The sequence below is a fragment of the Labrenzia sp. THAF82 genome (genome assembly GCF_009363435.1).
GTDB lineage: Bacteria > Pseudomonadota > Alphaproteobacteria > Rhizobiales > Stappiaceae > Roseibium > Roseibium porphyridii.
In genome coordinates this window covers 932,788-957,659 of the sequence record NZ_CP045354.1, presented here as the reverse complement: position 1 = coordinate 957,659, position 24,872 = coordinate 932,788, and the positions used below count along the sequence as shown (strand labels likewise).

Here is a 24,872-nt window from a genome sequence, read left to right as displayed (position 1 = left end):
ATGTCATTCTCTCCGTTCAGACTTTCTTTCATTGCAAACTACGTGATCCTTGGCGCTTTTGTTGGCGTTCTGATCATTCACCCTTTGAACCTGATCGTGGTTTGGTGGGAGTTGTCGCGCTTCTCTGACACAGCACCCAACCTGATGGAATTTCTCTCCGCGCGGCTCTGGCTCGTTCTGCTTCCCAGGCATCTGGACGTTGCTGTCGCCTATACACTGGTCGGCGCAATTGTCGGACTGGCCTTTGGCATATTCAGCCGAAATTACATGCAGACCTCAGAGGCCTATAAGTCCTTGCGGGAGGAGCAGACCACACTGATCCCCGACCTGATGAAGCGAGGGGAAACAAGCCGGGTTGAATTCAAGTCGTCGCTGCGTTGGGACATGCAGGAAAACCACATAAATCGTGGCCTGGAGAAGGTCATCGCCAAGACGCTGGCCGGTTTCTACAACGCCGAAGGCGGACATCTACTGATCGGCGTCAATGATGCGGGCGAGCCCCTTGGTCTTGACAAGGATCTGGCAACACTCAAGAGCCCAGATCTCGACGCTTTTGAACGAACGGTCAATGACATCGTATCCAAGAACCTGGGTGGCGACCTCTGCCCTTACATTCACACGGTCTTTGCAAGTGTCGGCGGTAGGGATGTGGCCATGATCATCGTTCGGCCGGCACCACGCGCGGTTTACATGGAAGAAAACAAGGCCTCGGTCTTCTACCTGCGCAGTGGCAATTCGACCCGGAAGCTCGATGTTCGGGAAGCTGTCAACTACGCCAACACGAGATGGTCCTGAGTTGTCAGACTTCTTTGCCGTGATTTTGCCCGATCAGTTGCACGCGACCGCAACAATTGCGCTGATCGGTGTGAGTTTCTTCACATCAGCGATGACAGCCGCAGTCGGTCTTGGGGGTGGCATTGCTCTCATTGCGATCATGGCGATGATCATGCCGGCAAGTGCATTGGTGCCGGTCCACGGTATGGTGCAGCTTGGTTCGAATGCAGGGCGGGCCATCGTTCAGATCAAACATGTCGACTGGCTGATCGCGATCTGGTTTGCTTGCGGCGCTATCATCGGCGCTGCACTTGGGGGCGCTATTGCTGTTGAATTGCCGGCGGCGGTTCTCAGAGCCGGCATTGGCTGTTTCGTCATCTGGATTGTCTGGGGCAAAGCACCGAAATTCGGCAAGGCACGCAAGCGTGCCATGGCAGGTGCAGGATTTGCGTCCACGTTTCTGTCAATGTTCTTTGGTGCGTCCGGTCCTATTGGCGGCGCGGTTCTGTCGACGCTTGAACTGACCCGCCACCAGTTTGTCGCCAATCAGGCAATTACGGCGATGATGATGCATGTGTTCAAGGTTCTGGCGTTCGGTGCCCTTGGCTTTGCTTTTGCACCATGGCTAGGACTGATCCTTCTGATGATCGCCAGCGGATTTCTCGGCACATTGGCCGGCACTCGTCTGCTCGGCAAGATGAACGAGAAAACGTTCAAGACCGGCTTCAAATGGGTCATGACCGCACTGGCGGTGAACCTGTTCTTTCAGGCGGGCCGTGAATGGATGATCGGTTTGTAGGCGTTCGGTTACAGTCAAATTGTGCCGCGACTTCCGATATGAATCGTACCTCGCGCTGTGGCACCGCGGCGTTATTGACCTTTCCGACGCCGTTGATTGAGTTTTTCGCAACTGCCTTTGCCTTGAAAGAGCGGAACCAACACGGTAACCCAGCGCAATCGGTTTTCAATAATGCGGGATGGAACGTCCATGGCTTCTCAAAAACTTCTGCTTCTGCCGGGTGATGGCATTGGCCCGGAAATCATGCCGGAAGTGAAAAAGGTAATCAGCTGGTTCAACGAAAACGGTGGCATGTCCTTCGAGACGGAAGAAGGTCTCGTCGGCGGCTCGGCGTATGACGCTCATGGCCAGTCGATCTCCGAAGAAGACATGGCAAAGGCCATGGCCGCCGATGCCGTCATTTTCGGTGCGGTTGGGGGTCCGAAGTGGGACGACGTTCCCTACGAAGTGCGCCCTGAAGCGGGGCTTCTGCGTCTTCGCAAGGACATGCAACTCTTTGCAAACCTGCGTCCCGCAATCTGCTATCCGGCCCTCGCCGATGCATCTTCGCTGAAGAAGGACATCATCGAGGGACTTGATATCCTGATCGTTCGGGAGCTGACAGGCGGCGTTTACTTCGGCGAACCAAAGGAAATCACGGACCTTGGCAACGGCCAGAAGCGTGGTGTCGATACTCAGGTTTACGACACATACGAAATTGAACGCATTTCGAAGGTTGCCTTCGAGCTGGCCCGTACGCGGAATAACAAAGTCACCTCAATGGAAAAACGGAACGTCATGAAGTCCGGTGTTCTGTGGAATGAGGTCGTCACACAGACGCATGGCAACGGTTATCAGGACGTGGAACTGGAGCATATGCTGGCCGACGCCGGCGGCATGCAGCTGGTCCGCTGGCCGAAACAGTTCGATGTGATCGTCACCGACAACCTCTTTGGTGACATGCTGTCTGATGTCGCCGCCATGCTGACCGGTTCGCTTGGCATGCTGCCATCGGCCTCACTCGGCGCTCCTGACGAGGCGACCGGAAAGCGCAAGGCGCTTTACGAACCCGTCCATGGTTCCGCTCCGGACATCGCCGGAGCAGGCGCAGCCAACCCGATCGCCATGATCGCAAGCTTCGGCATGGCGCTGCGGTATTCCTTTGAGGAAGTGGAAGCGGCCGACAAGCTGGACAAGGCAATTGCTGTTGCGCTCGACAAGGGCCTGCGGACCAAGGACATTGCCAGTGAGGGCCAGGCGACGGTTTCGACCTCCGAAATGGGTGATGCCATCGTTGCTGAACTGTCTGCGCTGAGCGCCTGATAGCCATTACGATTTGCACGTGGAACCGCCAGCGGTTATGCCGGTGGCGGTTTTTCCTTTTACCCATGTTGGTCAGATGATCGAAGACAAACTCGCACCCTTTCTCGGCTCCTGGATCCTCGACACCGAGGAAAGCGATTTCGAGCAGGGCGATCCGCCCAAAAGCGCAACACTGAAAATCGACGACAATTTCGGAATGGCCTGTTTCACCATGAATCAGGTTTCAGCCGAAGGCGAGGTGACCAACGACACCTTCGAGGCGATGCCCGACGGCCCAGAAGTGAAGCTTGGCAAAAGCGGACTGGTCGACGCAATGCGCCTTGTCTTTGAAGGTGACCGCAACCTCGTCTCAGAAGCCAGGCGCGGCGGCCTGACCATCATGAAGGCCGAGCGGCGGCTCTCCGACGACGGCAACACGCTGACCATCACCCAAACCGTGCACCTTGTTGATGTTGCAAGCTTCAAGAACATATCGGTCTATCGGAAAGCACAATAGGGACAAACGCAATGAAGCAACGAATTGGAGCCCTCGCGCTGCTGGTCCCGAATTACGATCAGGCGATCACCTACTACACGGAAAATCTTGGCTTTGAACTTGTCGAGGATACCAAGCTTTCGGAGACAAAGCGCTGGGTGTTGATTGCACCTAAGGGGAGTTCCGAAACCCGCATACTACTGGCAGAGGCCGATGGACCGGATCAGCAAAAGACCATCGGCAATCAGTCAGGCGGACGGGTGTTTTTATTCTTGAATACAGACAACTTTGACCGAGATCATGCCGCGATGCAGGCAGCTGGCGTTGCTTTTTTGGAAGAGCCCAGAACCGAGCCATATGGAAAGGTTGCTGTTTTTGAAGACCTGTTCGGCAACAAATGGGACCTTATCGAGAGCTATTGATCGCAGCTTTCACACCTGAACAAGCGCTACTTTCTTAGTCCCCTCCTGCCTCATTTGCCCAGGATGCGTCACACAATCGCAGTTTAACTTGATTGGCGTTAAGAAGCAGACGACACAGGACAATCTTGCTACTAATTGCACATGGCAAAATTTTAAACCGGGCAAACAAGGAGGCGGTCGCCTCTCATGAAACGCAAACCCGTAAAAGTGGATGTAGCTTTGCAGGGCGGCGGGTCGCACGGTGCTTTTACATGGGGTGTGCTCGATCGTCTGCTTGACGAAGACTGGCTCCAGATTGAAGGCGTATCGGGGACAAGCGCCGGGGCAATGAATGCAATCGCGCTGACGCAGGGACTTTGCGAAGGTGGCCCGAAGCGCGCGCAGGAACTGCTCAGGGAGTATTGGAACGCAGTCAGCGAAACATCGCGCTACAGCCCGATCCGCCGAAGCGTTATGGACAAGCTTCTGGGCCGCTGGACACTGGACTATTCCCCGTCATATTTCGCATCGCAGATCTTCGGCAGGGTCCTGTCGCCCTACCAGTTCAACCCGATGGACATCAATCCGCTGCGGGATGTCGTTGAAGAGTGTTTTGACTTTGACCTGATCAATCAGCCTGCGGCTCCAAGATTGTTCCTGTGTGCAACGAATGTCCGGACAGGACGACCCAAGATTTTCCGACAGCCCGAAATATCCTGCGATGCTGTCATGGCCTCAGCTTGCCTGCCAACCCTGTTCAAGGCGGTTGAGATTGACGGTGAAGCTTATTGGGACGGTGGGTATATGGGCAATCCGCCGCTCTTCCCGTTGATCGACGAGACGGAAGCACGAGATGTCATCCTGGTTCAGATAAATCCATTCGAAAGGCCCGGCATCCCGACAACACCGGCCGAAATTGAAAATCGACTCAACGAGATCACGTTCAACGGCAGTCTGATCAAGGAAATGCGCTCCGTTGGCTTCCTGTGGGAGGTCATCCACCACGAAGGACTGGACCGGGCGGCATATCGCGATGCCCACCTGCATATGATCGGCTCGGAAAGCGAACTGTGTCACTACGGCGCTTCCAGCAAACTGAACGCTGAACGGGTCTTCCTGGAAAAACTGCATGAACTCGGTCACCGGACAGCAGACACCTGGCTTGACCAGAACGGCTCGAAGGTAGGCAAAGAAACCACCTGGCGACCGCGCGATCTCTTTGAAGAAAGCCTTCAACCGGCGCATCTTGAACCTGGCACCGAGAGGAACTTCAGGAAGTCATGATTGAACTGCTCGGTATTCTTCTGCCTCTCGGCTTGCTGATGTATTTCGCCTTCAGGGGCATCACGCTTCTGCTGCTTGCACCGGTGATGGCCGTCTTTGCTGTTGTGCTGTCCGGAGGATTGTCACCGCTGGCGGCCTTCACCCAGATTTTCATGATCAACACGGCCGACTTCATCCTGGCGTTCTTTCCCTTGTTCTTCCTCGGTGCCATTTTTGGCAAGCTCATGGATGACAGTGGTTCGGCTGAATCGATCGCCCGCTGGGTCATCGGAAAGTTGGGAATGGGCAACGCCATGCTTGCGGTGGTTATCTGCTGCGCGGTGCTGACTTATGGCGGCGTTTCCTTGTTCGTCGTGGCCTTTGCCATTTTTCCGATCGCTTCCGCCCTGTTTCGCGATGCGGCAGTCCCAAAACGCCTTATCCCCGGTGCAATCGCTCTTGGTGCCTTTACTTTCACCATGTCGGCCTTGCCTGGAACTCCTGCCATCCAGAATGCAATCCCGATGCCTTACTTCGGCACAACGGCCTTCGCCGCTCCGGGCCTTGGGATCATCGCGGCTATCATGATGTTCGGGCTGGGCATGCTTTGGCTCAATCACAGGGCAAGTGCTGCTCTGGCCACCGGTGAAGGCTACGGAAACCACGATGACGGCCTGCCCGAGCCAGACACGGTCATGCGGGCTCAGGCGCAAAATGAAGGTTTTGACGTCAACGAAATCGAAGCAACCGAAGATACCCGGAACCTGCCACCCTTTATTTTGGCGATAGCACCGATCGTGATCGTTGTTCTGGTCAATTTTCTATTCGTCGAATTTGTGGTCCCCCAACTGGAAACCGCCTATCTCGCCGAACCGCTTTTCGGAGCAACCTCGATCGAGGCCGTCCGCGGCGTTTGGGCCATCGTGGTCGCGCTCACCGCTTCGATACTCTTTCTGATCCTCTCAAATTTCCGCCGGTTCCCGGACATTCGAGAAACCTTGAACAAGGGCGCAGATGCTGCCGTTTTGCCGATTTTCAATACGGCAAGCCTTGTCGGTTTTGGCGGCGTGATTGCCGCTCTGCCTGCCTTTGGCGAAATCACGGACGGCCTGATGTCGCTGAGCGACGGTAATCCACTGGTCTCCGTCGCCATGTCTGTAACAACACTGTCCGCGCTGACAGGTTCAGCGTCGGGCGGCATGAGCATTGCTCTTGATGCTCTGGGTAGCACCTTCGTCGCTATGGCCAATGCGACAGGCACATCGCTTGAAGCCATGCATCGGGTAACCTCTGTTGCATCCGGCGCTTTGGACGCCCTACCGCACAATGGCGCTGTGATCACGGTGCTTGGAATTGCCAAACTGACTCACAAGGACAGCTATCTCGATATTTTTGTTACCGCTGTCATCGTGCCGTTTATCGCGCTTGTTGCGATCATCGTTCTGGCGAACTTGTTCGGCGGCTTCTGAACTGTTTCGGTTCTCCTTGCCGTATGGACACGTTTTAAGAGAGCGCTTGCACAGTTAAAAAGGCAACGATGATGTAGCGCGCTGTCTTGGCTATCGCGACCAGGATGAAGAAACTCCAGAGCGGTTCTCTCAGAACCCCTGCGGCCAGGGTCAGCGGGTCACCGACAATGGGCGCCCAGCTCAGCAGCAGGCTCCAGCGCCCATACCGCTGATACCATTTGGTTGCCCGTTTCAAATTGTCAGCCTTCACCGGAAACCATCGGGCATTTGCGAAGTGTGCCACACCTCTTCCCAGCCACCAGTTGACGACTGACCCCAGCGTATTGCCGAGACTTGCCGCGAAAACAAGAAGAGGCACCGGGTCCTGGCCAAGTGCAATCAATCCCGAAAGACCGAGCTCGGACTGCGCAGGCAACAAGGTCGCGGCAAGAAATGAAACGCCAAAAAGGCCAAGCAGACCTGCACTCATGATGGTGCGTCTTCAACCTTCTGCAGATGCGAGATAGAGCACACAATAAAAACAATCATGTCTTGCTATGTAGTGAGACATTAAATGACAACACACCTCTGACCCAAAACACTCAATCTGACAGCATTGACGGCCATGGCGGGAGCTGGCTGCAACGTAGACGAAGGCAGCCTTTTGATGAAGACACAACAGAAGGCCGGCGGACTGCCGCCGCAACAGCTTGCTACCGGGTATCAGTCAAATTGCATCACGCAGCGGCGACCTCAGCCAGGAAGGCATTCACTTCTTCGCGCAACTCTTCGGTCCGCTTGACGACATCACCTGTGCGGCGCCCCATATCGGCGGCTGCATCGCTTGACCGTTCTGCAATCGCCTCGACCCCGGCCATATCATCGACCACGGATCGTGTCTGCTCTGCTGCTTGAAGAACATTTCCTTTGATATCGTCGGTGGATTGTCGCCGTGTTTCAAGATCCGCCGCGATTTGGGTCGTGTGATTGGTGACATCGCCGATGTCGGAGATAATCTTCTGGATCGCATCCACGACACGGACTGTCCTTTGCTGGACAAGCGATACCTGTTCAGTGATCTGGTCCGTCGCGGATGCTGTTTGACCGGCCAGTGTTTTGACCTCGCCCGCGACAACTTCAAACCCTTTTCCAGCCTCTCCCGCCCGCGCGGCTTCGATCGTTGCATTCAGCGCGAGCAGGTTGGTCTGGTCGGCAATCGCATTGATGATCGAAACGATGTCGCCAATGGCGTTGGAGATTTCCGAAAGGCTCTCGATCTCGGAATTCGCGGCCGACGCATTTTCGTTCGCCGTCTGCGCGATTTCCGTTACATCATGCGCTTTTTGGCTGATGGCCGCGATTTCATTGGCAAGTTCCTCGGCCGCACTTGCAACCGCATCGACATTTTCCGATGCGCCGGACGATGCCGCAGCAGTGTCCCGAGCCTTTTGATCAGCATTCTGGGCGACGCCCTTCAGAGCGCCGGACGTGCTCTGCATGTCGCCAAGCGCTTCATCGACATCTTTCAGCAAAGCGGCCATGCGCGTCTTGAACGCTGCGATCAATTCGTCGATGCGCTGCTGACGGTCCGCCGCGGCCTGACCTTCCTGCCGTTGCCGCTCCTTGGTCAATTCGATGGTCTTGTCCCGATAGTAGCCAACCGCACGGGCGATATCAGAAATCTCCGTGTGGCCATATGAGAAAGGCAATTCACTCTCCACACCATCTGAGTCGGCAAGGTTCCGAATGGAGCTGTTAAGCGATTCGATGCAATGAAGGATTGATCTGCCGAAGTACCAGGATGTTCCGAACGCACCCACAAACACCAGACAAAGTGCCCCGGCAACTCCCCACATCCGCATCCGAAGGTCGCTCACCATGGACTGCAACTGCGCCGCAAGTTGGTTGTGGCTCACCTTGTGCAGGCCATCTATCGCGCTCAGGAAGGCTGCATATCTGTCTCGAACCGGTTGCAGATCAAGTGTCGTACCGTCAGCGCCTTGCCCGACCTTGGAAGCGACTTTTGCAAGCGCTCCCTGGAATTTGCCATTCGCCTGCCGGTAGGCTTGTGCTGCTTTGCTGAAGGCGGTTTCCTTGCCTTCTTCAACGGCACCGGGGCCGGTTTTGGAAATCGAGCTGATCTGATCCGCCAGCACCTTGAACTGACCAGCGCCGACCAGAACGGACATGGAGTCCAGGTGGCTCAGTTCGGTCTTCTTTGCGACATTCTCGCTGTTGCGCACAACGGCAGCTGTGCGCACGACCAGGTCGGACAATTGTCCTGACACAAGTTCGGCCAGCAAGTTGGTGGTCTGAACAGTGTTTGCAGCAAGACCCGCGTCGTTACCGATGCAATCTATGACCTTGTGCGCATTGGAAAGTGCCTTTGCAGCTGAGCCTGCCGCTTTTTCCGGTGCACATGCCGGATATTTGGCCAGGACGTCGCTTGGAAGCTCCTTTGCTCCTTGCGTGACGCCGGCCTGCCAGACCCTCTCAAGAGCCGGCAAACTGGCCAGTTTCACCTTGTCCCGTTCGAGGTCCGAATAGGCGGAAAGTATGATCCAACCTGCACAAAAGACGATTGGCACTGTCAAAACGATAACCAGTACAAAAAGTCTTTTTCTGATCGTCATGGGAAGTCTCGCGAATCATCTGGAACTAGATGACAAGAAAACTAGCTTGAAATTACCAATGAATTCGAAACAGGTTCAAATTTTTCTATTTTGACCTGCTCGCCCGCCAAGCCGTTCAAGCGGCCATCAAAAACAAGAACCCGGCAGTCGAAGCCTGCCGGGTCCTCAGGTCGGTCTTGGGAGACCTTACGGCTTGATCAGTTAAGTCGGCTCGCCGGACCCAGGTCGATCAGTTGTGTCTCACCTGGTGCATCATCGACGCCGTCATTGTCGGTCACCAGAATGAGACTGCCATCAGCTGTAATCGCCAGGCCTTCTGGCTTGTCCAGAACCCAGCCTTTGCTGGAAGACATTGCCGGAAGAAGGTCAACTGCGAACCTCTTTTTCAGCACCGGCAATTCTTCTCCATGTGCGGCAGGCGTAACACCTTCAAGGGACACCGTTGTGATCTGCTTGATGGCGGCGTCTTCGCCGCCTTTGTTGTCACGCTCCAGAATGGCGAACTGACCCTCACCCAGTGAGACAATCTCAGACAGGCCAACCCAACCGCCCGCAGCGCTCCTTGGCGCATCCAGAGGATAGTGAACAAAACCCCAGGACTTGTCTGACGGATTGTAGATCGCAATCTTGGAAAGTCCTTCCGGGTCGTCGCTCCACTCCCGCTGAACGGCAACCGCGACAAGCGTTTGTCCGCTCATTTCAAACTCGGCAACGCCTTCAAAAGAAAAGCGCTTGGCCTGTTCTACAAGTGACGGCGGCAAGGTGATCTCTTCTTCGACCGCACCACTGGCACTGACTTTCAACAACAGATGCTGACGGTCTTTGTCTGGATGGCCCTCGGAGGCAAGCCAGAACCCGCCATCTTTCGACACTGAAATGCCTTCCAGATCCAGCCGCGACTGAACGAAACCCGTCACCGTGACGTAAGAGGTAATCTGTGCCGGCTGGGTTGCAATATCCAGCGTATAGATGCGGGCATCGTCATAGAAGCTGTCACTGACGGCATAAAGCGTATTGGCATCCTGCGGATCCGCCGCCAAGGCAGAGAGTGCCCCCCAGCCAATCGGTGCGCCTTTTTCAGGATCTCTGGCAGATACGATGGACGGATAGGAAGGGGCATCTGCGCCAAACTGATAGAGCGAGATGTGGGACCGTACACCGTCTTCATCCACTTCGTTGGCGACCGCAAACAAATCACGGTTCGGGATCGCCAGAAGACCTTCCGGACCGACATGCGTCGGCAACAGCTGGACAAACTCAGGCGCGCCGCCGGTATCCTTGTATACCGCGACAAAATTACCGCGTTCGGAGTTTACGAAAATAAGGGTTTCACCGCCGAAGACACCGACTGCGACACCTTCAGGCTCAGTACCTTTCTTGTGGGCACGTTTCGCCGGATAGTGGCCATGTGCCATGCCCAGATGTTCCATCTGATTGCCACTGTCGAAAAGAACGTCGCCTTTGGTGTTCCAAATTGTGAAGCCCCGGGAGCCGCCTTCATAATCGCCTTCATTGGCGGTAACGAAACGCTCAGTGTCGATCCAGGCAACCGCGTCAGGTTCACGGGCAACGTTTTCATTGTTGCCGGACGCATCGCTCATGCGGGCCTTTGCAACGGGGATGTTTTCTGCCGAGGCAACGCCGGCAGAAAAGTCGGCAACAACCTTGCCGGATGCCAGATCGACCACAGCCAGATGATTGTTTTCCTGCAAGGTAACGACGGCCTGATTGTCTTCGTTGATTGACACAAATTCCGGCTCCGGATCTGTCGGAGCAACTTCGGCAAGGCCTGTCAGATCCACGATCCGAACTGCATCGCAATTGGTTGGCACACCGGTTTCATCAAGATCGAAGATTGCCAGATGCCCAGCCGGCATTTGAGGAATCGCCCCATCGTTCAGATCTTCATCGCGTTCGTTTTCGATCGCAATCGCAATGAACTTTCCGTCCGGTGAAATCGCGACACTGTCCGGCTGGCCCTTGGCATCGCATTTTGCGGTAATGCCCATGCCCTCAAGCGCAATCACGGCAAGATGCCCTGAGGCATTGATGAAGTCTTCGCTTGTGTTCACACCTGCATAGGCAGCGCTATCACCCATGGCGACAGACGTTGGCTCGCCGCCAAGCGCAACTCTTTCCATCGACTGAATGTTGAGCGGGTTGGCGGCATTGATGAAAACAATCGCCTCGCCCGGGCTGTCGGTAAACGCAAGTGTACGGCCGTCTTTGGAAGCGTAGATGATCTCAGCAACAGTTTCCGTTGCCCTGTCTGCGCCTTCCGGCAAAGTCTTATAGACCGGGTAGGAATTGATCCGTTCGAAATAGTCGGCCTGCGCGGAAGAAACAGCTCCGATACCGAACAGCACTGCGAGACTGACGCCTTTCAAAAAACGTCCGCGAAGGTTCGCCATTGCACTAGCTCCCATAACAATTTTCTGGGTTGAAGGTGCGCGAAAGCTAGTTGTCCTCCTTACAAGATCGGTGACAGTTGCATGAAGGTTTTGTGACATCAGGGCAAAGCCGGCATTTCGATTGCAAGCATGTCTTGTGCAGAAAGAGCTGGACAATCAGGAGCAATTCAACCACCTTCGCTGCTTCCCACTTTTCGGCGCTTCTGGCGCAAACATTCGGACAATCAAATGCAAATCGGATTTGCACGCTCAGCCGTGGTGCTGGGTTTATTGGCTGCGGTCGGTCCTTTTGCGATTGACCTTTATCTCCCGGCGATGCCTGAAATTGTGCAAAGCCTGAACACGGATGATGCTGCGGCCCATATGACCTTCACGGTCTATTTTATCGCTTTCGGTATCGCCCAGCTTTTTTACGGCCCCCTTGCAGACCGTTTCGGCCGCAAGCCGCCGGTGTTTCTGGGACTTGTGATCTTCATCATCGGGTCAATTCTCTGCGCGATGGCAAGTGATGTTTCAATGCTCACGCTTGGCCGCTTTATCCAGGCTCTTGGAGCCGCCGCTCCAATGGTGATCGTTCGCGCGGTCGTCCGCGACCTGCACACAGGTACGGAAGCAACGAAACTGATGGCACTTGTCATGCTGGTCATCAGCATTTCGCCGATGCTGGCGCCACTCACAGGCAGCATGATCATACAGTTCGGCAGCTGGCGCCTGATTTTCTACGCTCTTGCCCTGATTTCCTTGGCCGCAATGGTGCAGATGGCCTTTCTGTTGCCGGAAACGCTGCCTGATGACCGACGTGCACGGATCGATCCCGTTGCCATGATCCGGAGCACTTTCTACCTGCTTCGCGACGGGAAGTTCATGGGTTTGACCCTCATTGGCGGCTTCTCGCTCGCGAGCTTTTTTGTCTTTATCGCGTCCGCGCCACTTGTCTACATGACGCAATATGGTTTGACCCCGACAACTTTCAGCCTGGTGTTCGCGGTCAATGCCATCGGTTTTTTTGCCTCTTCACAGTTTGCGGCCTCGCTTGGACAACGCTTCGGCATGGGCCGGGTGGCACTGGTCGCCGTCTTCGGTTTCGCTGCGGCGACGTCTTTGCTGTTTGTTCTCGTTTGGGCCGGGTTTGACGATCTCTGGGTGCTGATGGCGCTCTTTTTCATCGGCAATTCCTGCCTTGGTCAGGTGATTGCCCCGACAATGGTCATGGCTCTTGAAGACCATGGTGAACATGCGGGCATGGCATCAAGCCTCGGGGGAACCTTTCAAATGGTTGCCGGCGGTATCATGATCCTGATCTGCAGTCCGTTCTTTGACCGGACGGCGCTTCCACTCGTCGGTGCTGTTGCCGCCTGCGCCCTGACAGCGCTCGTGATCGCTCTTCTGACATTGCGCAGCGAACCGGCTGGCGACGCAGTATCGTGAATTCGCCACCATCCGGCTTTGCCCGCACGAGACTGGAAATGTGCGGGCTGTAAGCTTGGAATGACCAGATGGGATTCGCCTGACGTCGCCTTCGAGCAACAGGTTGAATGCCAATAAGGCAATTCCATCGAATTCCTTGTTGACTCGTCTGGATTTCCGGGCAAAAACACCGCCGTCTCAAGTTTTGACGATTGCGAGCACCAATGACCCGGCTGAAAGCCGACATTCTGGATACGATGTCTCAGGCCCTTGCGAGCGTGACCTTCACACGCAGCGAGACCGCGACACATGCCGCAACCGCACCTAAACGCACAACAAAGACAACCAAGACCACCGCTTAACGGTGCCGCTCGTCCCGCCTCCCCGGGGATGGGAGGCGCCGGGAGCCGGCGACGCCCATCTGACAGGGACGAGCCGGTGAAGCGGGGAGACGGACAAGGACAAGTCGAAAATGGGTTTTAAGATCGCAATTGCAGGCGCTACCGGCAATGTTGGCCGTGAACTGCTGGACATTCTGGACGAGCGTGGATTTCCGGCAGACGACGTCGTGGCGCTTGCCTCACGCCGCTCCCAGGGCACGGAAGTTTCTTTCGGCGACAAAACGCTGAAAGTTCAGGCCATGGAAAACTACGACTTTTCCGATACCGACATCTGCCTGATGTCCGCGGGCGGAAGTGTTTCCAAGGAATGGGCTCCAAAAATTGCAGCCAAGGGCTGTGTTGTCATCGACAACTCCTCAGCCTGGCGCTACGACGCGGAAGTTCCGCTGATCGTTCCTGAAGTGAATGCCGATGCTGTCGCCGGTTTCACCAAGAAGAATATCATTGCAAACCCCAATTGCTCTACCGCGCAATTGGTCGTGGCCCTGAAGCCATTGCACGATCACGCAAAGATCAAGCGCATCGTCGTGTCGACCTACCAGGCCGTTTCCGGCACTGGCAAGGAAGCCATGGAAGAACTTTTCAACCAGACCCGCGCAGTGTTCGTGAACGATCCGATCGAACCGAACAAATATCCGAAGCGGATTGCCTTCAACGTCATTCCCCATTGTGACGTCTTCATGGAAGACGGTTACACCAAGGAAGAATGGAAGGTGCTGGCCGAGACCAAAAAGATGTTGGATCCGGCCATCAAGGTCACCTGCACAGCCGTCCGTGTTCCTGTCTTCATCGGCCATTCGGAAGCCGTCAACATTGAGTTCGAAAACGAGATCACGGCAGAGGAAGCTCGCAACATTTTGCGCGAAGCCCCTGGCTGCCTCGTCATCGACAAGCACGAAGACGGTGGCTACATGACGCCTTATGAGGCCGCTGGCGAAGACGCGACATACATTTCCCGCATCCGTGAAGATGCAACCGTCGAAAATGGCCTGAACCTGTGGGTTGTCTCCGACAATCTGCGAAAGGGCGCTGCGCTCAACACGATCCAGATCGCTGAAGTGCTGGTCAACCGCGGGCTCATTACACCCAAGAAGGCCGCGGCCTGATGTTGTCTTGACGGGCGCTTTCGAGCGCCCGTTTTCATTCAGTTTCCCGACGCAAAAGGGAGCATGGTGCAGCAATGCCCACGCCGTATGACGGGTCTTTCCCGCAGTTTCAGTCTGCGCATCCAGACGCCGCTTTTTCGGACTGGCTGGTTGCCCGGGCGGAGCCATTTTGGTCAGCGGCCACCGAGCATCCGTTCACCCGAGCGATCGGTGACGGCTCAATGCCTGATGAGGCTTACACGCGCTACCTGATTGAGGACTATACCTTTGTTACGGATCTGGCCTCAACGCTCGGCTATCTGGTTGCCAAGGCACCGCGCATGCAGTCCAAGACGCAACTTTCCGCGTTTCTGGCTTTGCTGACCTCGGAAGAAAACGACTATTTCCTTAGGTCTTTCGAAGCACTCGGAGTGCCTGCATCAACTTATGAAACCGCAGCACAGGGGCCAACCACAAGAGCTTTCGCCGACCTGCTGGTTTCATCGGCTGGCAAAGGATCCTATCCGGACGGACTTGCCTGCCTTTTGTGCGCTGAATGGTGTTATCTCACCTGGGGTCGCCGCGAAGCGCAGAAGCCGAAACCAGAAGCATTTTATCTCGCGGAATGGATAGACCTGCACGCCGTACCGGGTTTTGAAGCCTTCGTGAACTGGATCATTGAGGAAATGAACGGGATTGGTCCGACGCTTTCTCCAGACGATCAGGACCGTGTCTCACGCCTGTTTCGGCACATGAGCGCACTTGAATTCGCGTTCTTCGAGGCGGCCTGGACCGGCAAGACACCGGACCTTCCGGAAGAATTCCGGCAGTCCTGACCAATGTATATTTACGAAGCCGCCGCCCTTGGCGCTGCCGCGCTCTGGGCTCTGACCGGGCTTCTATCGGCAGCCCCGGCCCAACATCTCGGCGCCATCGCCTTCAACACAACGCGCATGGTGCTCGTCACCATCATGTTGTGCCTTTGGGTCGCGCTGACAAATGGCTGGGGTTCCATTGGCAACGACCATCTATTGCCACTTGTCCTGTCCGGATTTGTCGGGATCTTCATGGGCGATACCGCTCTTTTCCTGACACTCAACCGGATGGGGCCACGCCGGACAGCCATGCTGTTTTCCCTGAACGCTCCCATGTCGGCCATACTTGGCTGGCTGCTACTGAACGAGGACCTCACCCTTCTTCAGATATCTGGGATCGGGTTGATTTTCCTGGGTGTCCTGTTGGCCATCCGCTTCGGCAAGAGAAAATCGCAGCTGCACAAATGGGAGAGCATCAAAGGACCTCTCTGGATCGGGGTTTTGCTCGGTTTGGTCGCCGCTCTTTCACAATCGATCGGCTCTTTGATCGCTCGCCCGATCATGGAAGCAGGTGTTGACCCAGTGGCAGCATCCAGTCTCCGGGTTGGGACGGCGGCGCTTGGCCTGGTTCTTTTGTCCAGACTGCCCTTTTCCTGGGTAAAGCCTGCCGGAAGGTTCACGTTTCCAGTGGTCAGCGTGGTCGCTCTTTCCGGTTTCCTCGGCATGGGTGTCGGCATGACGCTCATTCTGTTTGCGCTCTCGGGAGGAGACGTCGGCATCATTGCAACACTGTCGGCGACAACACCCGCGCTCCTGCTGCCAATGATGTGGTGGCGAACCAAGGAAGCCCCTGCGCTTGGCGCTTGGGTTGGGGCCGGGCTGGTGATTGCAGGAAGTGGGTTGTTGTTTGCAAGCTGAGACTTGAACGAAAAGAGCTGATCTCAGGTTCCGACAGGGTTCGGCCCGGTTGATTCCCGTTCGACGATATCGCCCGCAATCGCCATGTCTTTCAGTGAAGCCTTTGACTGAAAGATCTGTTCAACAGCTGACACGGCGAGAGCTTCAATCGGCTGGCGAAGGGTCGTCAGGCGAGGAACCACCAACGAAGCCAAAGTGATATCATCGAAGCCGGCCACCGACAGATCTGCCGGCACATCTAGCTTCAAATCCCGCGCGCACCGAAGTACTCCGATGGCCTGCTGATCGCTGGCTGCGGCAATGGCGGTCGGCCGGTCATTAACCCCAGCCTGATTGAGAATTTCTCGGCCAAGCTCTTCCCCTGAATCATAGTCGAACTGCCCCTCGAAAATCGTCAGCTCTATCGGATCCTCGGCGCTTGAAAGAGCTTTGATACGGCTGACGAAGCCCTCTCGTCTGCTCCGGGCAACGTCCATGCTCAAAGGACCGGCGATATAGGCAATTCTTCTGTGACCAAGCGCATGAAGATGATCTGCGATTTTTTGAGATCCGTCGAAGTGATCCGTGGCGATCAGCGGAAACTCCCCGAAACGTCGGTCCAGTGACACAATTGGCACATCGGTCGCGTCAAGACTCCGCCCATCCGCTGTTGCAACGACGATGACACCGCAAACGGCTCGGTCGAGAAGTGCCGCAATCTGCGTCTTTTCCGTATCGGCATCGTCATGCGAGTTGGCAACCATCACGGAGTGGCTGCGTTTGGCCGCCTCCATTTCGATATTCTTGGCGAGTTGGGCAAAAAACGGATTGGTGATGTCGGGCACGACAAGGCCAATGACATCGATACTGTTGGTGCGCAGCGCGCGTGCAGCGAGATTGGGCTTGTAGTCAAGCTCCTTCATCGCCGCCTGCACCTTCAGCTTGAGCGGGTGCTTAACAGTCTCGTTCTTGGCCAAAACACGCGAAACAGTACCAACGGACACCCCGGCCTTCCTGGCGACGTCTTTGATCGTTGGCATTTCCCGCAGCACTCCTTAACCCCTTCTTTCCTTGAAGCATTCCTGAGCCTGCCAATCAAGCACCGCCTTAAATTCAGGCGAAGACCGGGTTGCGGAAATTCTCCAGTTCCAGGCGGGTCGGAAGTGAAACCGAGGCTCCCTTGCGCGTCGTCGCGATTGCAGCCGCGCGTAATGCAAAGGCAATCGCATCGCGCATGGATGCCCCCTCCGCCAAGCAGGTTGCAAGTGCCCCGTTGAAACAGTCGCCGGCCGCAACCGTATCAATGCTTTTCACCTTGAACGCGGGCAGCGACCCCAGAGTGCCATCGAATGACCAGGCAACCCCAAGACTGCCCATCGTCACAATGGCACCACGCAATCCCATTTCCACGAGCAACGAGGCGGCTCTTTCACCATCTTCGAGCGTCGCCGGCTGCGCGCCCAGCAGCATTCCGGCTTCATGCGCATTCGGCGTCAGAACGTCGAACGAGGTGAATACATCCTGTTTCCAGGTGGGGTCCGGGGCGGGTGCCGGATCCATGATCACAAGAGATCCTGCGTCGCGGGCAATACGTGCTGCCTCCAGGGACGCCGGTAATCCGATTTCGTTTTGCAGCAACAGCACGCCACTTGTTCGGATGGCTTCTGCATTAAGCGACACTTGCGCTGCAGAAACGGATCGATTTGCGCCACCGGAAAGACGGATCATGTTGTTGCCGTCCGGCCCGACATCGATAAACGCAAGACCGGTCGAGACGTTGGGGATCTCACTCAAGCGAGAGCGAACACCCGATCGATCAAGCTGCGATTTGGCATCCTGGCCGAAACCATCGCCGCCTATCGCCCCGACAAGAGTGACGTCGGCACCAAGCCGCGCCGAGGCCACAGCCTGATTGGCACCTTTACCGCCAAGAGAGGACGTCGTTTCGCGAACCGCAACGGTTTCACCGACGTCCGGCCAGCGATCAAGATAGCTGACCAGATCGATATTGACGCTGCCGACAACTGCTACAGGTTTCAAAACGGGACCCCGCTTGTCAGGAGTATGTTGGCGTAAGGTGTAAATTCACCGGTGCGGATGATCGCACGGACCTGGCCCGACTTGCGCTTCAGCTCTGCATGAGACACGCGCGAAGTCGTGACGTTTTGCTCAGTCTCCAAAGACCACTGATCGATTTCCTCTTGCATGAGGGCGGACATCTCATCCGATGTTTCTTCCGCCCATATGGCACTTTCGATCACAAGTTCGGCGCGCAACGCTTTAAGGAGGTCCTGAAAGCCTGGAACACCTTCGCTTACGGCAAGGTCGATGACCCTGACACCTTGAGGAACAGGAAGGCCTGCGTCGGCGACGATGATTGCGTCCAGGTGGCCGAGCGAAGCGACCAGTTCGCTCAAGTGCCGGTTCAGGAGGGCCGTCCGCTTCATTTCGACGTGTACTTTGCACGGTAATAGTCGAGAATGACGGCGACGATGATGACAACACCTGTAATCATCTGGCGCATGAAATCCGACAATCCGATCAGGATCAGTCCGTTGGCCAAGACGCCTATGATAAAGGCCCCCAGCAGCGTACCGATGACCGAACCGCGCCCTCCGCTGAGGCTTGTGCCTCCGATGATGACGGCGGCGATTGCGTTGAGTTCAAAACCGATACCGGCAATCGGGCTGGAAATATTCAGGCGGGCCATATAGACGATCGCGGCAATTCCGGCGGTAAAGCCGCAGATGGTAAAGGCCGCAACCTTGTACCAATAGACCGAGTGCCCGGCGAGACGGACAGCCTCTTCATTGTTGCCGATGCCATAAAGAAGTCGCCCAAACACAGTGAAGTTCAGCACGAACCAGGCAACAAGAACCAGGAAAAGCGCGACCAGAAACACCACGGGAACGCCATAGATCATGGCAGAACCGAATTCCTCGAAGGCATAGGGAAACGAATAGATGGTCTGGGCATCGGAGACCTGCAGCGCCGCTCCGCGTGCAATGTTGAGCATGCCCAAAGTGATTATGAAGGACGGCAAGGCCCAATAGGCGCTGATGACACCATTGATCATCCCGCAGGCGACACCGGTCAATGTCGCCGCGACGATGGCCAGCGCAATCGCCTCTGTGGGACCAAAGCCCGGCAATGTGATCGCTTTGCCGGCGACAACCGCCGCAAACGCCATCACAGATCCAACCGAAAGATCGATCCCGCCAATGAGGATGACAAAGGTCATGCCAACGGCGAGCACCAGGTTGATGGTAATCTGGGTCAGAATGTTGGTGATGTTGTTCGGTGTCAGAAAATGTTCCGTGAACACCGAAAAGAAAAGGATGAGCGCAAGCAGCGCGAGACCGATGCCCGCGTTCTGCAGAACGGTGCGCACGGAAAATCTGGTGGTTTTTGGCATGGTTTCTGAAAGGGTCTGCGTTGTCATTGCTTCTGTCCTCCGGCCTGCCGGGCCTGGCCATAAGCCAGTTTCAGGATGTTTTCTTCCGAGAATTCGGGACGCGTCAGCTCTCCCTGGATTTCATGTTCGGCAAGAACGAGTATCCGGTCAGCAAGCGTCATCAGCTCTGGCATCTCAGACGACACCACAAGCAATGCGACGCCTTCTCGTGCCAACTCCTTCAAAATTGCGTAGATCTCGGCCTTGGCACCGACATCGACGCCGCGGGTCGGTTCGTCCAGCAAAAGCACCTTCGGATTGCGCGCGAGCCACTTGGCAAGAACGACCTTTTGCTGATTGCCGCCTGAAAGACTTGAAACCGCGTCGGAAATCCTTCCGTATTTGAGCTTCAGCTTCGCACCTCCATCGCGGGAGCGCCTGTTCTCCTCAGAAAACTGCAACAAGCCGGATCTGGAGACGGCACGCATATTGGCGAGCGATATGTTGGCCGCGATTGGCATGTCCAGGATCAGACCTTCGTCCTTGCGATCCTCGGTGACAAACCCGATACCGGCGGCAATCGCGTCGCGCGGGCCGCTGAAATGCGCTTCTTTGCCAGCCTGAAACAGGCGGCCGGAGCGGACCGGATCAACGCCGAAAATGCCTCTGAGAATTTCGGTCCTGCCGGCACCGACAAGCCCTGCAATGCCGACTATTTCGCCGTATCTGAGATCGAACGAGACCCCTTTTTCCTTCGGGTTCGCCTGCGTGCAAAATTCATCAAGGCTGAGTGCAAGCTCTCCTGGCACGCGATCTGGGTCCGCTTCGTTCGTGGTCGCAGCCAGTTGCCGGCCAACCATTTTCTGCACCACGCCGTCGGGCGTCGTGTCCCTAATGCGATCCGTCCCGATGGAGATGCCGTTTCTGAAGACCGTGACCCGGTCACAAATCGCGAAAACCTCGTCAAGGTGATGAGACACGAAAACAACCGTGACGCCTTCAGCCTTGATTGATGCAATGATGTCGAACAGACGTTTGGTTTCCCGTTCGGTCAGTGTCGCGGTCGGCTCATCGAGGATCAGAATCCGGCTTTGGCATTGCAACGCTCTCGAAATTTCAACGAGCTGCCGGTGGGCGATGCCAAGAGAACTGACCGGCGCCTTCACGTCGACATCCGTGAGCCCGATGGCATCTAGCGCCAGTCGTGCCCGCCGGTTCATCTCCTGCTTGTCCAGAAGGCCAAAACGGGTCGTCGGCATACGCTCGACGGAGATGTTTTCGGCAATGCTCAAATGATCCAGCAGATTGAACTCCTGATGAACCACCTGAACTCCAAGTTCCTTTGCGACGTGCGGATTGGCCGGTCGGTAATCCTCTCCCGCGAGGGAGATGCTGCCGGAATCGTAAGGGAAGACTCCGGACAGAATTTTGATGAGTGTGGATTTGCCGGCCCCGTTTTCGCCAACCAGGGCATGCACTTCACCCTTCAGGAGCGAAAAACTGACCCCATCAAGCGCCTTGACCCCACCAAAGTGTTTCTTCAATCCGTCCACGGACAGAAATGCAGGGGTCTCGGCCGGATCGGGCACGGCTGCAAGCGATACGGCTGCCATAGTGTGTCCAGTCAACTTGCTTTGGAAAAAGGGCCGCCCCCGCCTTAAGGCTGACCAAGCGGGGGCGCATGGTGATCGCTTAGTTCGCGGTCACCAATTCGATCGGGGTCTTTACCCAGCCTTCAAGCTGAGGTCCGCCCTTGACCACTTCGAGAGCGAGGTCGATGGAATTCGCCGCCATGTCCGTGCCGAACTGGTCGACGGTTGCAAGCATGCGACCATCTGAGATCATCGGACCCACAGCGGGAATGTTGTCGAAGCCGACCACGACTATGTCGTCACGCCCAGCGCTTTCCAATGCCTTGACCACACCGATGGCCATGGAATCGTTCGCCGCCATAACGCCTTGAATGTCCGGATGCGCCGTCAGCATGTTGGAGAATACGGAATTTGCTTCCTCTGTCTCCCAATGGGCCGTGCGGCTGTCGAGCAGATCAAGTTCGAACTCGGCCACGGAGTCTTCAAAACCGAGACGTCTTTCGTTTGCGTTGTCCGCGCCGGGATTTCCTTCGATGATGACAACCTTGCCGCCGGCACCAAGTTTCTTGCCCAGCGCATCGCCAGCCAGCTTGGCCCCACCGCGGTTGTCCGGCCCGACAAAAGCCAGTTCAACGTTTTGTTGTTTCTTGGCCTCTGTATCCAGGGCCACATCGAAGTTGACGACAACAATGCCGGCTTCCATCGCCTTCTTCAAAGGGCGAACCATTGCACGGGAATCTGCAGGGGCTACCACGATTGCATCAACACCTTGGGTGATGAAGTTTTCGACGGCATTGATCTGAGATTCAAAGTCCGTCTCGTTCTGCATACCGACGGCCAGCAATTTGTAGTCGCCGCGCTTTTCCTCATGAGCCTGAGCGCCCGCCATCATGTTTTGAAAAAACTCGTTGGCAAGAGACTTCATGATGAGGCCTACAACCGGCTTGTCATCAGCTTGAGCGGTTCCAGCAAGCAAAGCGAGACCGGTCGCTGCCGCGGCAGCGATTTTCAATAACTTCATGATTTTCCTCCCAAAAAAGGTAATGCCCATTCACATCGGGCTGCTGAGGTGAACTGGCCAGTTAAGCAAAACACGGGACTTGGGATACGTCAATATGAAACGTTTCATTTTTTTGAATGCATTCATTTTAAACGAGAAATTGTGCTCCCTCTGACCTGGAATCGGTCGTTTCAGGATCTAAATCTGGTCAAAGTGAAAGATTTTTTGGCCTCGACACACGCGCTGTGGACACGCGTCCGGTACCGAAATTCAGCACAATCTGATTTCCGCAAGTCAGCCCAACCGTCTCAGCATGGTTGCGACAGACAAAAGAAAAGGTCGCCGCCCATATCGGGCGGCGACCGAGCGTCAAGTCTCGTCGGCTTACTTTTTCAGAAGCAATGATGCGTCTTTCACTTCTCCAGCTGACACGTCCATCGGGAAACTATAGGTCTCGTTCCCGTAGCGAACATTCAACTGATAGCTGCCTTCCTTGAGACGAAAAATCGGTTTGGCATTGCCGGAACGGGTGATTTCCGCCCGCTTGCCTTCCAGATCCTGCTGTCCGCTCATGACATACCAGAAGACACCTTTGTCGAGCGCAGCGCCGCCTTCCTCAAGAACTGTTTCAGCACGCAACACACCGGCATTTTGGACCATGGTCTGGTCCGTCAGGGCACCGGCGTCGACAGTCAGATCTGCAGTCACGCTCGAATTGCCATAAGTGGCAAGGACGTGATAGTCGCCGGCACTCAACCGGAACAAAGGCTTGGCATTGCCGGACCGGTCAACTTCCTTACGCTTGCCTTCAAGGTCCTTCTTCGCTTCATAGACATAGTAAAAGACGTCCTTGTCGACCGGCGGCTGGCCTTCGGCCAACAGATTGGCAATCCTGAGATAACCGACATTCATGTCCACGGTTTCGTCGGACAGCTGATCAGCTCCGATCGTGACATCGAATGATGTACGCGCTTTGCCATGCGTTGCAACGACGTGATAGTCGCCCGCACTCAGCCGGAACAAAGGTTGCGCAGCGCCGGACCGATCCACTTCCCTGCGATTGCCTTCAAGGTCCTTCTTCGCCTCAAAGACATAGTAGAACTGATTGTCCTTGAGCGGTTCCGCTCCTGATGTCGGGACCCCTGTGATCCTGAGATACCCTGCATTCATATCGAAAACATGGTCCGTCAGAGCGCCAGCCTCGACAGTCAGATCCGCAGTTGCACGCGCTTTGCCGTGAATGGCGACAATATGGTACTCACCCGCGGGCAGCCGGAAGACGTGGTTGGCAGCACCAGACCGGCTCACTTCCTTGCGCTTGCCTTCGAGATCCTTTTTGGCTTCGTAGACATAATAAAACATCTTGTCGTTGAGGGATGTGCCGCCTGGCGCGGCTTCAGCCCGAACACGCAGGTTGCCTGCATTCAGGTTGATCACACCTTCGGTCAGCTGTCCGGCAGAAACCGTGAAATCACTGCTGACATAGGCCTCTCCATACTTAGCGCCGAGATGATACTCTCCCTGGCCGGTCTCAAAAATCGGCTGTGCATTGTTGTTGCGGTTGATTTCCTTGCGCTTGCCGTTTGCATCGGCCTTGGCCTCATAAAGGTACCAAAAGACATCCTTTTCCAGAAAGTCGCAGGTTTCACAAAGCTTTGCGAGTGCTTGAATGCCTTGTGGACCAGCAGGTGCGGGCGCAGGCTCGGGCTTTGCTTCAGCAACAACCACCGGCTCTGGAGCGGGTTCAGGTTCGGTCACGGCAATTGTCTGCACCGTCTGAGCCAGAGCTTCCGTCAACTCGCCGGAATTTCCGGCAAGAAAGAACTGGCCGCCGGTGTTTTCGGCCAGGCAGGAAAGCTGCTTTGCTTCATTGGCCGAGATGTCAAAACCGATCACATGTGCAGTGAAGTCAACACCCTGTGCTTCAAGGGACGAAGCCAGCGCACAAGGGTCAGCTTCGCAGGTCTCAAGACCATCACTCAGAAGCACAACGGTCGCACGCTCTTCGGTAAAGCGCATCTCTTCCGCCGCGAGACGAACTGCGGTTGAAAGCGGTGTCTTTCCTTTGGGACTGATTGAATTCACAGCACCTTGAAACGCGTTTCCGTTCAATGGCTGAGGTGGAACAACAAGCTCGATGTCATTGCAATCGCCCTTGGTCCGGTGACCGTAAGTCATAAGACCGAGGTCGATGTTCTTGTCCCATCCTGTCAGCATCTGGGCGATTTCGCCGCGCGCGATTTCGATCTTCGATACGCCGTCAATCTGACCCCACATGCTGCCGGATCCATCCAGCACAAGAATGGCGCGTTCACGATCTTGTGCCTGCGCCCCAATGGTCAGGAGTGAAATAGTAAACAAGGCCAGCAACAATGCTGCCGACCTGAAAAATTGGTCTATTCCCATAATCATTTTGTCTAAGCCCTTCTTGCCCTTTTCAAAGCGTGAAACAGAAGTTTCAAAGGCGGCCCGGTCAAGCGCCGGAGAGCACACCTTGATGACAAATATTCAATAGAATTGAGAGAGCTCCTGTGACAACAGTCACGGTTCATGCGGTTTCGCTGATGTCTTTGTGCCAGTGGCCGCTCCTTCGATTGAGGCAAACTTTTGCCACAGGAAAGACACTCAAATTGCTGCACCGCAACCTGAAGTCTAAATGAACAGAAGTATAAACGCGTCAATATTAGGTATTTTTGACAATTTATAAGGAATGGATAGGCTCCTGAACGGGTCAACTAACAATAAATCGACACTCAGAAAAGCTTTACTCCACTA

At 55.6% G+C, this 24,872-nt stretch carries 22 protein-coding genes; 12 read left to right on the top strand and 10 right to left on the bottom strand.

Annotation, left to right across the window (positions count from 1 at the left end; genetic code table 11):
• From FIV00_RS04705 to FIV00_RS04675, 7 genes are all read left to right on the top strand, one after another.
• The gene (locus tag FIV00_RS04705) at positions 1-795 is read left to right on the top strand and encodes a helix-turn-helix domain-containing protein (RefSeq protein ID WP_152499669.1); all 795 of its coding nucleotides are present in this window, start codon (positions 1-3) and stop codon (positions 793-795) included.
• Positions 752-1,573 carry a sulfite exporter TauE/SafE family protein gene (locus FIV00_RS04700; RefSeq protein ID WP_152499668.1) on the top strand — a complete coding sequence of 274 codons (822 nt, stop codon included), beginning with the start codon at positions 752-754 and terminating at the stop codon, positions 1,571-1,573. Before FIV00_RS04705 ends, FIV00_RS04700 begins: the two co-directional genes overlap by 44 nt.
• Before the next feature lie 189 nt (positions 1,574-1,762).
• Positions 1,763-2,875 (top strand): 3-isopropylmalate dehydrogenase, encoded by a 1,113-nt coding sequence (gene leuB / locus FIV00_RS04695; RefSeq protein ID WP_152499667.1) that lies wholly within the window; start codon positions 1,763-1,765, stop codon positions 2,873-2,875.
• A 43-nt stretch (positions 2,876-2,918) separates the two neighbouring features.
• Positions 2,919-3,371 (top strand): hypothetical protein, encoded by a 453-nt coding sequence (locus tag FIV00_RS04690; RefSeq protein ID WP_209006809.1) that lies wholly within the window; start codon positions 2,919-2,921, stop codon positions 3,369-3,371.
• Between the two features lie 11 nt (positions 3,372-3,382).
• Positions 3,383-3,772, top strand: a complete 390-nt coding sequence (locus FIV00_RS04685; RefSeq protein ID WP_152499666.1) for a VOC family protein — start codon at positions 3,383-3,385, stop codon at positions 3,770-3,772.
• Between the two features lie 186 nt (positions 3,773-3,958).
• On the top strand, positions 3,959-5,035 hold the full coding sequence (locus FIV00_RS04680; RefSeq protein ID WP_152499665.1) for a patatin-like phospholipase family protein: 1,077 nt from the start codon (positions 3,959-3,961) through the stop codon (positions 5,033-5,035).
• On the top strand, positions 5,032-6,483 hold the full coding sequence (locus tag FIV00_RS04675; RefSeq protein WP_152499664.1) for a GntP family permease: 1,452 nt from the start codon (positions 5,032-5,034) through the stop codon (positions 6,481-6,483). The genes FIV00_RS04680 and FIV00_RS04675 overlap by 4 nt, the downstream gene beginning before the upstream one ends.
• A 34-nt stretch (positions 6,484-6,517) precedes the next feature.
• Here the strand turns inward: FIV00_RS04675 and FIV00_RS04670 are convergent, their stop codons facing one another.
• The 3 genes from FIV00_RS04670 to FIV00_RS04660 form a co-directional block, all read right to left on the bottom strand.
• Positions 6,518-6,952, bottom strand: coding sequence for a YqaA family protein (locus FIV00_RS04670; protein WP_152499663.1), 435 nt, complete (start codon positions 6,950-6,952; stop codon positions 6,518-6,520).
• A 247-nt stretch (positions 6,953-7,199) separates the two neighbouring features.
• Entirely contained in the window at positions 7,200-9,095 is a 1,896-nt protein-coding gene (locus tag FIV00_RS04665; RefSeq protein ID WP_152499662.1) for a methyl-accepting chemotaxis protein, read from the bottom strand.
• Between the two features lie 197 nt (positions 9,096-9,292).
• The gene (locus tag FIV00_RS04660) at positions 9,293-11,506 is read right to left on the bottom strand and encodes an esterase-like activity of phytase family protein (protein ID WP_152499661.1); all 2,214 of its coding nucleotides are present in this window, start codon (positions 11,504-11,506) and stop codon (positions 9,293-9,295) included.
• 228 nt (positions 11,507-11,734) lie between these two features.
• Between FIV00_RS04660 and FIV00_RS04655 the strand changes: the two genes are divergently transcribed.
• The 5 genes from FIV00_RS04655 (at position 11,735) to FIV00_RS04640 (ending at position 16,132) form a co-directional block, all read left to right on the top strand.
• Positions 11,735-12,934, top strand: coding sequence for a multidrug effflux MFS transporter (locus tag FIV00_RS04655; protein WP_152499660.1), 1,200 nt, complete (start codon positions 11,735-11,737; stop codon positions 12,932-12,934).
• 203 nt (positions 12,935-13,137) lie between these two features.
• Positions 13,138-13,275 (top strand): hypothetical protein, encoded by a 138-nt coding sequence (locus FIV00_RS29620; RefSeq protein WP_173005886.1) that lies wholly within the window; start codon positions 13,138-13,140, stop codon positions 13,273-13,275.
• Between the two features lie 110 nt (positions 13,276-13,385).
• A complete protein-coding gene (locus FIV00_RS04650) occupies positions 13,386-14,420 on the top strand; it encodes an aspartate-semialdehyde dehydrogenase (RefSeq protein WP_152499659.1) in 1,035 nt (344 codons plus the stop codon).
• A 74-nt stretch (positions 14,421-14,494) separates the two neighbouring features.
• Entirely contained in the window at positions 14,495-15,235 is a 741-nt protein-coding gene (locus tag FIV00_RS04645) for a TenA family protein (protein WP_152499658.1), read from the top strand.
• 3 nt (positions 15,236-15,238) lie between these two features.
• On the top strand, positions 15,239-16,132 hold the full coding sequence (locus FIV00_RS04640) for a DMT family transporter (RefSeq protein ID WP_152499657.1): 894 nt from the start codon (positions 15,239-15,241) through the stop codon (positions 16,130-16,132).
• Positions 16,133-16,155: 23 nt separating this feature from the next.
• Here FIV00_RS04640 and FIV00_RS04635 read toward each other — a convergent pair whose 3' ends face one another.
• The 7 genes from FIV00_RS04635 to FIV00_RS04605 all read right to left on the bottom strand — a co-directional run bounded on the left by FIV00_RS04635 (position 16,156) and on the right by FIV00_RS04605 (position 24,503).
• Positions 16,156-17,151 (bottom strand): LacI family DNA-binding transcriptional regulator, encoded by a 996-nt coding sequence (locus tag FIV00_RS04635; RefSeq protein ID WP_152499656.1) that lies wholly within the window; start codon positions 17,149-17,151, stop codon positions 16,156-16,158.
• 73 nt (positions 17,152-17,224) lie between these two features.
• Complete coding sequence (gene rbsK, locus FIV00_RS04630; RefSeq protein ID WP_152499655.1) at positions 17,225-18,151, bottom strand: ribokinase; 927 nt, start codon at positions 18,149-18,151, stop codon at positions 17,225-17,227.
• Positions 18,148-18,558 (bottom strand): D-ribose pyranase, encoded by a 411-nt coding sequence (gene rbsD / locus FIV00_RS04625; protein ID WP_152499654.1) that lies wholly within the window; start codon positions 18,556-18,558, stop codon positions 18,148-18,150. Before rbsD ends, rbsK begins: the two co-directional genes overlap by 4 nt.
• Entirely contained in the window at positions 18,555-19,553 is a 999-nt protein-coding gene (locus tag FIV00_RS04620) for an ABC transporter permease (protein WP_152499653.1), read from the bottom strand. Before FIV00_RS04620 ends, rbsD begins: the two co-directional genes overlap by 4 nt.
• Positions 19,550-21,118 carry a sugar ABC transporter ATP-binding protein gene (locus FIV00_RS04615; RefSeq protein ID WP_152499652.1) on the bottom strand — a complete coding sequence of 523 codons (1,569 nt, stop codon included), beginning with the start codon at positions 21,116-21,118 and terminating at the stop codon, positions 19,550-19,552. Before FIV00_RS04615 ends, FIV00_RS04620 begins: the two co-directional genes overlap by 4 nt.
• A 79-nt stretch (positions 21,119-21,197) precedes the next feature.
• Positions 21,198-22,118: a sugar ABC transporter substrate-binding protein gene (locus FIV00_RS04610; RefSeq protein WP_152499651.1), complete on the bottom strand. Its 921-nt coding sequence runs from the start codon at positions 22,116-22,118 to the stop codon at positions 21,198-21,200.
• Positions 22,119-22,481: 363 nt separating this feature from the next.
• Positions 22,482-24,503, bottom strand: a complete 2,022-nt coding sequence (locus tag FIV00_RS04605) for a VWA domain-containing protein (RefSeq protein ID WP_173005885.1) — start codon at positions 24,501-24,503, stop codon at positions 22,482-22,484.
• Positions 24,504-24,872 lie beyond the last annotated feature (369 nt).